The sequence below is a fragment of the Thauera sp. WH-1 genome, from assembly GCF_047806685.1.
In the GTDB taxonomy this organism is placed as follows: Bacteria; Pseudomonadota; Gammaproteobacteria; order Burkholderiales; family Rhodocyclaceae; genus Thauera.
Map to the genome: position 1 here is coordinate 18,207 of NZ_JBLQGP010000029.1, position 11,807 is coordinate 30,013.

An 11,807-nucleotide genomic window follows, 5' to 3' on the forward strand; every position below is an offset into this window, starting at 1 on the left:
GTGCGCCAGGTAAGCGGCACGCGGCCGATCGAAGGTGTGAGATTCGGCTTTTGCGGAGCAGCGTCTGTTCGTTCTCACTGCCGGTTCGCTGCGGCCGACGCGGCCATGCCCAACGCGCTGCAATGGATGGAGAAAAGTCGTTGCGTCACGGATCGTCGGCGTCGGCAGCGACCATGAAAAATATGAGGAGGGAGGCCAAGATGAAGATACTCGTCCCTGTGAAGCGCGTGGTGGATTACAACGTGAAGGTCCGTGTGAAGGCGGACCAGTCGGGTGTAGAGCTTGCGAACGTGAAGATGTCGATCAACCCGTTCGATGAGATTGCGATCGAAGAGGCGGTGCGGCTCAAGGAAGCGGGCACGGCCACGGAGGTGGTGGCGGTGTCGTGCGGGGTAGCGCAGTGTCAGGAGACGCTGCGCACGGCGATGGCGATCGGTGCGGACCGCGGGATTCTGGTGCAGTCGGATGCCGAGTTGCAGCCGCTGGCGGTGGCCAAGCTGCTCAAGGCGCTGGTCGAGAAGGAAGCGCCGCAGCTGGTGGTGCTGGGCAAGCAGGCGATCGACGACGATTCGAACCAGACCGGTCAGATGCTCGCGGCGCTGCTGGGCTGGCCGCAGGCCACCTTCGCCTCGAAGGTCGAGGTGGGTGCCGGCTCGGTGAAGGTGACGCGCGAGATCGACGGCGGGCTCGAGACGCTCGAGCTGCCGCTGCCGGCGGTGGTCACTACCGATCTGCGGCTCAACGAGCCGCGCTACGCGACCCTGCCGAACATCATGAAGGCCAAGAAGAAGCCGCTCGAGACGGTCGAGCCGGGCGGGCTGGGGGTGGACGTGAGTCCGCGCCTGACCACGCTCAAGGTGGTCGAACCGGCCGGGCGCAGTGCCGGGGTGCTGGTGGCCGACGTGGCCCAGCTGGTCGACAAGCTCAAGAACGAAGCGAAGGTGATCTGACATGGCAATTCTCGTTATCGCAGAACACGACAACGCCGGCCTGAAGGCCGCCACCCTCAACACGGTCACCGCCGCCGCCGCGCTGGGCGGCGAGATCCACCTGCTGGTGGCCGGCCAGGCCTGCGACGGCGCCTGCGCGGCCGCCGCCAGGCTGGCCGGCGTGACCAAGGTGTTGTGCGCCGATGCGGCCCACTACGCCGACGCTGGCGCAGAGAACCTCGCTGCGCTGGTCGTCTCGGCAGTGCGCGACAGCGGCACCGCCTACACCCACCTGCTGGCACCGGCCACCACCTTCGGCAAGAACGTCTCGCCGCGGGTTGCCGCGCTGCTCGACGTGGCGCAGATCTCGGAGATCGTGGCGGTCGAATCGGCCGACACCTTCGTGCGACCGATCTACGCCGGCAATGCGCTGGCCACGGTGCAGAGCAGTGACCCGATCAAGGTGATCACGGTGCGCACCACCGCCTTCGATGCGGCGGGCGAGGGTGGCTCTGCGGCGGTCGAAGCGCTTGCCGCCGGCCCGGACCTGGGCAAGTCGAAGCTGGTCGGGCGTGAGCTCACCAAGTCGGAGCGGCCCGAGCTGGGCGCGGCCAAGACCATTGTCTCGGGTGGCCGCGGCCTTGGCAGCGGCGACAACTACCGCGCCATCCTCGAGCCGCTGGCCGACAAGCTCGGCGCGGCGATGGGGGCGAGCCGTGCGGCGGTCGATGCCGGCTTTGTGCCCAACGACTACCAGGTCGGGCAGACCGGCAAGGTGGTTGCCCCGCAGCTGTACCTGGCGGTGGGCATCTCCGGTGCGATCCAGCATCTGGCCGGTATGAAGGATTCCAAAGTGATCGTGGCGATCAACAAGGATCCGGAAGCGCCGATCTTCCAGGTGGCCGACTACGGTCTGGTGGGCGATCTGTTCGAGATCGTCCCGCAGCTGACCGCCGCGATCTAAGTCCAGACAGTCCATGCCGGCGCGGAGCCGGCGCCCGTCCCGTTCGCTCGGGAGGGCGCCGCTCGGCCCGAAACACACGGATCAAGGAGGCACAGGATGAATTCCGTAGTTGCGTTCCAAAAGCCAATGTCGACGGCCGCACCGGTCACTGAGGATGCGTCATGACGCGCGAATCGATGGAATACGATGTGGTGATTGTCGGCGCCGGCCCTTCGGGGCTGTCGACCGCGATCCGCCTGCACCAGCTGGCCGAACGCGACGGGCGAGAGCTGTCGGTGTGCGTGGTGGAGAAGGGCTCGGAAGTCGGCGCCCACATTCTCTCTGGCGCGGTGGTCGAGCCGCGCGCGCTCAACGAGCTCATTCCCGACTGGAAGGAACGCGGTGCGCCGCTCAACACGCCGGTGCAGGAAGACCGCTTCCTGCTGCTCTCGGAGCAGGGCGCACGCAAGCTGCCGACCCCGCCGCAGATGCACAACGAAGGCAACTACATCGTCAGCCTCGGCAACCTGTGCCGCTGGCTCGGCGAGCAGGCCGAAGCGCTCGGGGTGGAAATCTACCCCGGCTTTGCGGCGGCCGAGGTGCTGTTTGACGACGCGGGCTCGGTCAGGGGCATCGCCACCGGTGACATGGGGGTCACCCGCGAGGGCGAGCACGGCCCCAACTACGCCCAGGGGATCGAGCTGCATGCACGCCAGACGGTGTTCTCGGAGGGCTGCCGCGGCTCGCTTACCAAGGGGCTGATGGCGCGTTACGGGCTTCGCGAAGGCGCCGATCCGCAGACCTACGGGCTCGGCATCAAGGAACTCTGGGAGATCGACCCGGCGGTGCATCAACCCGGTCTCACGGTGCACACCGTGGGCTGGCCACTCACCTCCGACACCTATGGCGGCTCCTTCCTCTACCACCTCGAGGACAACCTCGTGTCGGTGGGCTTCGTGGTCGGGCTCGACTACAGCAACCCGCACCTGTCGCCCTACGAGGAGTTCCAGCGCTTCAAGACCCATCCGGAGATCCGCAAGTACTTCGAAGGCGGACGGCGCATCTCCTACGGCGCGCGGGCACTCTCCGAAGGCGGCTTCCAGTCGCTGCCCCGGCTCACCTTCCCGGGCGGCCTGCTGGTCGGCGACACCGCGGGATTCCTCAACGTGCCCAAGATCAAGGGCACCCACATGTCGATGAAATCCGGCATCGAGGCGGCCGAGGCGCTGTTTGCCTACCTGGCCGATGAGGCGCCGGCGAGCCCCGAGGTCACCGCCTACCCGGAGCGCCTCAAGGCGAGCTGGCTGTGGGACGAGCTCTACACCGTGCGCAACGTGCGCCCCTCGTTCCGCTGGGGCCTGTGGGGCGGCATGGCCTACAGCGCGATCGACACCTTCGTGCTGCGCGGCCGGGCGCCCTGGACGCTCAGGAACCACGCCGACCACACCCAGCTCAGGAAGGCTGCCGAGTGCCCGCCGATCGTCTATCCCAAGCCCGACGGCAAGATCAGCTTCGACCGGCTCTCCTCGGTGTTCATCTCGGCCACCAACCACGAAGAGGAGCAGCCCTGTCACCTGCGCCTGAAAAACGCCGAGGTGCCGATCAAGACCAACCTGGCGCTCTACGACGCCCCCGAGCAGCGCTACTGCCCGGCCGGTGTGTACGAGATCGTCCAGGAGACCGAAGGGCCGCGCCTGCAGATCAACGCCCAGAACTGCCTGCACTGCAAGACCTGCGACATCAAGGACCCCACCCAGAACATCGACTGGGCGGTACCCGAGGGCGGCGGTGGTCCGAACTACCCGAACATGTGATGGCCCGTCAGGACCGATCGTTTGAATAGCGGCAATACCCATTACCAAGAAGGAGATTTCAATGTCATCCCAGATCTACAAGCGAATCCGGGAGAACCCCCGGTTCGATGAGCTTGCCGGAAAGCGCAGCCGCTTCGCGCTGCTGCTGACCGCGATCGTGCTGGTTTCCTATTACTGCCTGATGATGCTGGTCGCCTTTGCGCCGGACGTCCTGCGCACACCGATCAGTGAAGGCGGCATGCTTACCATCGGCGTGCCGATCGGCGCGGTCATCATCATCGGTTCCTGGCTCCTGACCGGCTGGTTCGTTGCGCGCGCCAACGGCGAGTTTGACCGGATCAACGAAGAACTCATCCGGGAGGCGTCCAAATGATCAAGCTACGCCAGTTGATGGGGGCCGCCTGCCTCGGCATGGCCGGCAGCCTCGCCTATGCGGCCGATGCCGTCGGCGAGGCACAGAAGCAGCCGCTCAACATGACGGCAATCATGATGTTCTTCGTCTTCGTCCTGTCGACGCTCGGGATCACTTATTGGGCTGCCAGCAGAACCAAGACCACGTCGGACTTCTACACGGCCGGCGGCGGCATCTCGGGTTTCCAGAACGGACTCGCCATTGCCGGCGACTACATGTCCGCGGCAACCCTGCTCGGACTCTCGGCGCTGACCTTTTCGAAGGGGCTGGACGGTTTCATCTATGCGATCGGCTTTTTCGTCGGCTGGCCGGTCATCCTGTTCCTGATGGCGGAGCGGCTGCGTAACCTCGGCAAGTTCACCTTCGCCGACATCGCATCGTACCGCCTCGACCAGAACCGGATTCGCACCTTCGCGGCATTCGGCTCGCTGACCGTCGTGTGCTTCTACCTGATCGTCCAGATGGTCGGTGCCGGCCAGCTGATCAAGCTGCTGTTCGGCCTCGATTATCCGATCGCGGTGACCGTGGTCGGCGTGTTGATGGTGGTGTACGTCACCTTCGGCGGGATGATCGCGACGACCTGGGTGCAGATCATCAAGGCCTGCCTGATGCTGTTCGGCGGCACGGCGCTGCTCTACCTGTCGCTCGCCCAGTTCGGCTTCAGCCTCGAATCGATGGCCGCCAAGGCCGTTGAGGTGCACAAGGACGGCATCAAGATCATGGGACCCGGCTCGCTCATGGCCGATCCGGTCACCGCCGTGTCCTTGTCGCTCGGGCTGGTGTTCGGTACCGCGGGACTGCCGCACATCATGATGCGCTTCTTCACCGTGCCGAACGCCAAGGAGGCACGCAAGAGCGTATTCGTCGCCAGCGGCTGTATCGGCTACTTCTTCATGGTGGTATGCATCCTGGGCCTCGCGGCAATCAGCATCGTCGGCACCAACCCGGCGTATTTCGAAGGGGGCGTGGTCGGCGGCAAGATCATCGGCGGCGGCAACATGCCGGTGATGCATCTCTCCATGGCCTTGGGTGGAAACCTCTTCCTCGGCTTCATGTCTGCCGTTGCCTTTGCCACGATTCTCGCTGTCGTGTCGGGCCTTGCGCTGGCCGGCGCGTCGGCAATCGCCCATGACCTGTATGCCCGCATCATCCGCAAGGGCAGTGCCTCGGAGAACGAGGAAATGCGTGTCACCAAGTTTGCGACGCTCGCGCTGGGTGTGGTGGCGGTGGTACTCGGTATCGCCTTCGAGAAGCAGAACGTCGCCTTCCTGGTCGGCCTCACCTTCGGTATCGCCGCCTCGGCGAACTTCCCCGTGCTGATTCTTTCGATGTACTGGAAAGGCTTGACGACGCGCGGAGCCTTGCTCGGCGGCCTGATCGGCCTGCTTTCGGCAGTGACCCTGGTGATCCTGTCGAAATCCGTCTGGGTGACAGTGCTCGGAAATGCGGAACCCCTTTTCCCGTACGAGCAACCCGCGCTCTTCTCGATGCCTCTGGCATTCTTCTTCACCTGGCTCTTTTCGGTTACCGACCGGAGCGAGCGGGCACGCAAGGAGATCGATGCCTACGACGATCAGTACGTCCGCTCGCAGACGGGAGTGGGTGCCGCAGCAGCCAGCGCCCATTAATTTCCGATCCTTTCTCCTCCCCGGGGTTTGCGGCGACATTGGGCGCCGCATTTTTTCTTCTACTGCCGGGGGAATGCTCGCAGCGCCGCTCGTAAACCGCGGAGCCAGGCGTCGTGGCACGGGCACTTGTCCGACGAAGACTGCCGGGGCCGAGCCCGACCAACGCATCGATGGAGCCGAGGCGGTCGACAATCGGTGACCAAACTGGTGAACTGTAAGAGACGGACTTCGCAGGAAACCTTACGAGGAAGGAGCGTCTTACCGCAATGGGGAACGTAAACCGGGGTGATCGCGGAGGCGATGATCAACGTCTGCAACTCATGCAGACGAAGATGCTTCCCCCGCTCCACGGCAACAGGCTGATCTGTCGCGAACATTTGCTCCGCAAGCTGGATGATGCCCTGGGGCACATGCTCACCGTCGTTGTGGCACCCGCCGGTTTTGGCAAGACGACGCTGCTTGCGGACTGGTATGCGAGGCTGTCCGCTTCGGGAAAATATGTCGCCTGGCTGTCGCTCGATGCCGAGGACGACGATCTGTACCAGTTCGGCTCCTACCTGCTGACCGCCCTGCAGAAATCATGCGACGGATTGGGGGCGCAGTCGATCGAGCTGATCCGCAATGATCCGATCGTTCCGCCAAAGACCGTTCTGTCGGTGCTCGTGAATGAGATCGCCGAGGCGGCTCGCGACGTCGTGATCATTCTGGACGATGCGCATCTGCTGAAATCGAAAGAGGTGAATGACACCATTCACCGCCTGCTGACGTACGGCCCGCCGAACCTGCACCTCGTCCTTGCCAGCCGCGGCGAGCCTTATTTCGCATTGAGCCGGTTCCGGGCCCGCTCGCAACTGCTTCGCCTGGGAAGCGACGATCTGAGGTTCGGCACCGAGGAAGCCGAGCTCTTTTTTGCGACCACCCAGGGACGCCGGATTCCGCGTGACCAGATCGGGCCCTTCGTGCGTGCGACCGAAGGCTGGGTGACGGGACTGCAGTTGGCCTCGATCGCGATGAGCGGCGAATCGGATGGGGCTGAATCGATGCGCGCCCTGAGCGCTGCATCGTGGGAGATCTCGGCCTATCTCTCCGAGAACGTGATGCAGAGTCTCCCCGAGAGAGTCGTGTCGTTCCTGCTCGCAGTATCGATTCTCGACCGCCTTTCGCCGTGGCTTTGCGTGCGGGTGAGCGGGATGAAGGATTCCCCCGAGATTCTCGAGTGGCTGGAAGAACGGAACCTGTTTCTCGTTTCGCTCAGCAGCGAGCGCGAGTGGTACCGATTTCACGCACTCTTTCTCGACTATCTGAGGCATCGCGCGTCCAGGGAAAATCCAGAAACGCAGATCCAGCGCCATCGGGAGGCAAGCCACTGGCTTGCCGAGAACGGTTTGTGGCAGGAAGCGGTGAAGCACGCGCTGGCCGCCGGCGACGATACCCAGGCAGCCGCGTGGGTGGAACGCTGCGCGACGAAACTGATCGAGCGCAGTGATCTGCGCACGGTCCTTACCTGGCTCGGGCGTTTGCCTGCACACGTGATCCGCAAGAGCATATTCCTGCGATTGGCCCGGGCGTGGTGCTATTCGCTCGGGTTGAGACCGGCCGAGGCCGTCGCCACGCTGGACGGCATACGGCGCGATATCGACTCGGGCGCGCTCAGTGCGCCTGACCTCGGTTCGCTGAAATCGGAGATGCTCGCGGTGCAGGCGCTGACCGCCGGTCTGACAGATGACAGCGCCAATTCGCTGCTTCTCGCCAATCAGGTGCTGTCGCTGAATCCGCCCGAGGGGTCGTGGATCGAGCGGATCGCCCACACTGCGCTGCTCTTCGGTCTGGTCTATAAGTCTGACTTTCCGGCCATCCGCACCATGTACCAATCGGCCCCGCGGCTCGACCGGGTGCCGCAATCGGAGCCCACCTACGCGAGTGCCTACCGGCAGTGCATGTTCGGGCTCGGCTTTCTGCTCGAGGGTCAGCTGCTCGATGCGGAACGAATTTTCCGCGACGCCCTGGTGTTTTCCGAGGCGCGCGCGGGTGAAAATTCCGCCGCTGCGGTTCTGCCTTCCGGGTATCTCGCCGAGATCTATTACGAATGGGATGAGCTGGACAAGGCGGCCGGCGTGATCCGTGACCTGTTGCCACTGGCGATAGAAGCCGCGCCGAACGGGTCCGCGAGCAGATTCTGCGTCGCATCCGCTCGACTCCTGTGGCTTTCCGGTGACCATGGACGCGCGCTCGCGGTTCTCGACGAGGCGATCGAGATGGCCACGCGCCGCGACTGGCTGCGAATGCGCGCCGCGTGCATGGGCGAATTGGTCAGACTGCATATCAATCTCGGCGAACTTACCAAGGCCGGCCGGATATTCCAGTCATTGAACGCAGCCATGCGCGCACATGCCGGACAACTCGGCGGTTCGTTGATCGAGGGGCGGTTCCATCACGGACTCGCAATGGCCAGGCTCGGTATCGCCCGCGGGGCGGCCGAGCCCGCGATCTACGCGCTGCAGATGCTCTGTTCGGAACTTGATGCGAAGGGGATGCGCTATCTTGCTGCTCGAGCGAGGATCGTGCTGGCCGGTGCGCTGCACCGTTTTTCCGATGAATCCGCCGCCGAGCGGGTATTCATGCAGGCGCTGTCTTACGGCCAGGAGAATGGATTGATACGCAGCTTCATCGATGAAGAGGGGATTGCCGACGGGTTATTGGCGAGCCCCGGTCGCATGCGTTCGCTCGAAGCTGGTCGGATCTCCTGGTATCTCGACGACCTCGGCCAGGCAGCGGGGCGTCGTGGTTCGGCAACCGACGAGGCGGCCCGCGCCGGCATCGGCAAGATCGATCTGGCAAGCACGCTGAGCGCACGGGAGCGTCAGATCGTCGATTGCCTCGCCCGGGGGCTGTCGAACAAGGAGATCGCGAGAATCCTTGCGGTTTCGCCAGAGACGGTGAAGTGGCACCTCAAGAACATCTACGCGAAGCTCGATGTCACTTCGCGGCTGCAGGCCGTGCGATGGGCACAGGATCGGATGAGGCGGGCACCGGAACAGTGAGCGGCATCCGCCCATGCCCGAACGGCAGACTCAGGCGTGCGGGCGAAACCGCTCTCGCACGACACCCTGCGGCTCGCCGTGCTCGTCCCAGCTGAATTCATTGAACGACACTTCCCCGTCATGTCCGACCAGCACGATCGTCGAGCAACGGGTGCCGTAGCCGTTGGCGCGGATGAAGGCGCTGGAGAGCAGACGCTCCCATTCGAGACTCACCCCGGTCTGCGGCAGGGCCTCATCGGCAGCGGGCCTGTCGTCGCGGAGCAGTTGGATCAGCGCATGTTCGTCCGGAAGATGGTGGAGGGCCCTGGACAGTCGGGACTTCGCCCTGTCGACCTTCGGCCAGGAAGTGTCGAGGAGGTGGTTTGACAGGCCATAGACGCCGGGCGCGAGGGTTCGGCCTGATCTTGCCACGCTCTCATAGATGCCGAACCGTTCTCCGTCGTAGAGCATGAGGTTGAAGCCGTTGTAGGCGTCCGAGCGGTGCTGCAGATCGTCCAGCGCCTCATCGACCGTGTTGTCCGAGGCGAGGAAGCCGGCAACGAGCTGCCCGCGCGAAGGGGTGCCCGCGCGGTGGCTCGAGGGGTCGCGGAAGTTCGTGAGTGCGGCAAACCGCCCGTCGGCGCTCACACCAAGCCAGGTGCCACCAGCTTCGAGATCCTGGCCGGCGAGCAGGCCAGGTTGTTCAGGCCACCAGCGGGCCGATGCGGCGGGGCGGCGGAAGAACTCGTCGCGATTCGCCGCGATGACCAGCGGATAACGGGGATGCGCCTGCCAGGCGGCGAGGATCAGGCACATGGCTCGAAGCACTCGACGTGTCGCGTTGCGCCCTCGGCGAGGCAATCACTAAAGCCGATGGCCTCGAGTTCCGACGCCAGCGCGGCGAGAAAGCCTTGCGGGTCTTCGATCTGCACGTAGGTTTCCATCCAGGTGAGCGGATCGTCGCTGCGCTGGAGCAGGCCGGTATCGATCCGCCAGGCGGCGCCAAGGCGGGCCTGGGCGCCGCGCAGGGCGGCACGCATGTCGGCTGCCCTTGCCGGGTCGACGCGGTAGTAAACATAGAGATTGACGGCCATTGCCGCGGCGTCAGCCCAGCGAATAGGGCAGGGGCATGACCGCGGCGCGGGCGCCATCGGGTGCGCCGAGGTGCAGCTCGCCAGCCTCGGCGCTGCTGCTCTGCAGGACCGCGAGGGCTTCCTGGCCGCCGCTGGGCGAGGGGGCGGCGAGCACCACCTTGCCGATCGACTGGTCGCCGAAATCCGGGGCGAACAGGTCGCTGCCGACCTGGACGGATGCCGCACCGTCGAAATGAAGCCTGTACATACGCTTCTTGAGTTTGCCGAGGTACTGGGTGCGGGCGACGATTTCCTGCCCGGGGTAACAGCCCTTGTTGAAGCTGACGCCGCCGATCAGCTCGAAATTGAGCATCTGCGCGACGAATTCTTCCTGCACCGGCTGGGTCACCAGCGGAAGGCCGTCACGGATCATCAACCAGGTCCATCCACTCGATCCCGCCGGGGAAAGACCGGCCTCGCCAAGCGCGCGCCACACGCTCTTTGCCGAAGCAGCCGGCACTGCTGCAACCAGCAGATCCGCACCCAGCCGGATCACGCGGCCCGCAGGCGAGGGGGCCGTGTACATGGTCTCATCGGGGTTCGACAGGCCGGCAGCCTGCAGCGCGGCAGGCACCCCGGCACCGGCAAGGCCGAACAGCGCGAATTCGCCGCTCGCATCGGTAAGCTTCACCTTGGAGCGCAGCACGTACATCGAGAGTTTCTTGAGCACCGCCTGGTGCAGGTCGCGGGCCAGCGCGATGATCAGGTCGGCGCCGTCGCGCCAGATCAACAGGCTTGCGATCATCCGCCCTTTGGGGCTGTTGAGGCTGTTCCACTGGGCGCTGTTCTCACCGAGCTTCTTGACGTCGTTGGAGACCAGATTGTGGAGAAAGGCGACCGCCTCTTCGCCGGTTGCGCGGATGAGGCCGAAATTGCCGAGCGGTATGGCTACGCTGCTTTCGGCTGCAAGCTTCACCGCAGCTTCGGGTGGGCCGAATTCGATCGTGCCCAGTGGCGTCTCGGGCGCGTCCAGAAAGGAATAGGTGCTCATGATCTTGGCTTGAGGGAGATTGTCGGGGGTGAAGTATTATATGCGGCCTCCAAGAAAGGCCGTTGGTGCAAAACCCGATCCTGCGGCCACTGCGCGAATAATGCAAAAGCTGATCGTCAAACTTTCCCTGCTTGCAGTGCTGGGCTTGATCGTGGCGATCGCTGCGCTGGGCTGGTTCGCGTTACGGCCCCTCGATCTCAAGACGGAGCTGGTGGATTTCACGGTGGAGCGGGGCGCTTCGATGCGCGGCGCGGCACGCGTTATTCGCCAGGCCGGGGTGGAGATCCAGCCCGAAATGCTGGCGGTGCTGGCACGGCTCACCGGCAAGGCCAACAGTATCAAGGCCGGCAGCTATGAGGTCACGCGCGGCGTCACGGCATGGCAGCTGCTGCTCAAGCTCACCGCTGGTGACGTTACCCAGCGGGAATTCCGCATCATCGAGGGCTGGACTTTCAGGCAGGTGCTGGCCGCGCTACAGGCGCACCCCGATCTTCGGCACGACGCCGCCGGGCTGAGCAGTGCCGAGATCCTGCAGCGCATCGGCGCCAGCGAGTCGAATCCCGAGGGCCTGTTCTTCCCCGACACTTATCTCTTCGACCGCCAGTCGAGCGAGCTCGCGGTGCTGCGCCGCGCCTACCAGGAGATGCAGCGCCTGGTGGACACCGCGTGGGCCGGGCGCGGCGCCAATCTGCCGCTCAAGTCGCCGTACGAGGCATTGATTCTCGCCTCGATCATCGAGAAGGAGACCGGCCGCGAGGACGACAGGGCACTGGTGGGCTCGGTGTTCATCAACAGGCTGCGCATCGGCATGCGCCTGCAGACCGATCCGACGGTCATCTACGGACTCGGCGAAAGCTTCGAGGGGTCAGCTCACGAAACGGAAAAAATCGTACGCTATGCCTTGTCGTGCCAGCCCAGCACAATGATTGACATGCCC

General features: G+C 64.5%; 10 protein-coding genes. 7 read left to right on the forward strand and 3 right to left on the reverse strand.

Annotated elements, in window-relative coordinates; translation table 11 throughout:
- Positions 1 to 200 precede the first annotated feature (200 nt).
- The 6 genes from ACMV5O_RS19380 (at position 201) to ACMV5O_RS19405 (ending at position 8,767) form a co-directional block, all read left to right on the forward strand.
- Positions 201 to 950, forward strand: coding sequence for an electron transfer flavoprotein subunit beta/FixA family protein (locus ACMV5O_RS19380; RefSeq protein ID WP_416164996.1), 750 nt, complete (start codon positions 201 to 203; stop codon positions 948 to 950).
- A 1-nt stretch (position 951) separates the two neighbouring features.
- Entirely contained in the window at positions 952 to 1,893 is a 942-nt protein-coding gene (locus ACMV5O_RS19385) for an electron transfer flavoprotein subunit alpha/FixB family protein (protein ID WP_416164997.1), read from the forward strand.
- Between the two features lie 161 nt (positions 1,894 to 2,054).
- The gene (locus tag ACMV5O_RS19390; protein WP_416164998.1) at positions 2,055 to 3,686 is read left to right on the forward strand and encodes an electron transfer flavoprotein-ubiquinone oxidoreductase; all 1,632 of its coding nucleotides are present in this window, start codon (positions 2,055 to 2,057) and stop codon (positions 3,684 to 3,686) included.
- A gap of 61 nt (positions 3,687 to 3,747) precedes the next feature.
- Positions 3,748 to 4,059: a DUF485 domain-containing protein gene (locus ACMV5O_RS19395; protein ID WP_159687725.1), complete on the forward strand. Its 312-nt coding sequence runs from the start codon at positions 3,748 to 3,750 to the stop codon at positions 4,057 to 4,059.
- Positions 4,056 to 5,726, forward strand: coding sequence for a cation acetate symporter (locus ACMV5O_RS19400; protein ID WP_416164999.1), 1,671 nt, complete (start codon positions 4,056 to 4,058; stop codon positions 5,724 to 5,726). The genes ACMV5O_RS19395 and ACMV5O_RS19400 overlap by 4 nt, the downstream gene beginning before the upstream one ends.
- Positions 5,727 to 6,046: 320 nt before the next feature.
- Positions 6,047 to 8,767 carry a LuxR C-terminal-related transcriptional regulator gene (locus ACMV5O_RS19405; RefSeq protein WP_416165000.1) on the forward strand — a complete coding sequence of 907 codons (2,721 nt, stop codon included), beginning with the start codon at positions 6,047 to 6,049 and terminating at the stop codon, positions 8,765 to 8,767.
- Positions 8,768 to 8,797: 30 nt separating this feature from the next.
- Here ACMV5O_RS19405 and ACMV5O_RS19410 read toward each other — a convergent pair whose 3' ends face one another.
- The 3 genes from ACMV5O_RS19410 to ACMV5O_RS19420 are packed head-to-tail and all read right to left on the reverse strand — an operon-like array spanning position 8,798 to position 10,870.
- Positions 8,798 to 9,562 (reverse strand): NRDE family protein, encoded by a 765-nt coding sequence (locus ACMV5O_RS19410; protein WP_416165001.1) that lies wholly within the window; start codon positions 9,560 to 9,562, stop codon positions 8,798 to 8,800.
- The gene (locus tag ACMV5O_RS19415) at positions 9,553 to 9,840 is read right to left on the reverse strand and encodes a DUF4936 family protein (RefSeq protein ID WP_159687719.1); all 288 of its coding nucleotides are present in this window, start codon (positions 9,838 to 9,840) and stop codon (positions 9,553 to 9,555) included. The genes ACMV5O_RS19410 and ACMV5O_RS19415 overlap by 10 nt, the downstream gene beginning before the upstream one ends.
- 10 nt (positions 9,841 to 9,850) lie before the next feature.
- Entirely contained in the window at positions 9,851 to 10,870 is a 1,020-nt protein-coding gene (locus ACMV5O_RS19420) for a YgfZ/GcvT domain-containing protein (protein WP_159687717.1), read from the reverse strand.
- Between the two features lie 100 nt (positions 10,871 to 10,970).
- On the opposite strand from ACMV5O_RS19420, the gene mltG reads away from it, so the two are divergent.
- Positions 10,971 to 11,807 (forward strand): endolytic transglycosylase MltG (mltG, locus tag ACMV5O_RS19425; protein ID WP_416165002.1); only part of this gene is annotated, 837 nt, incomplete at its 3' end.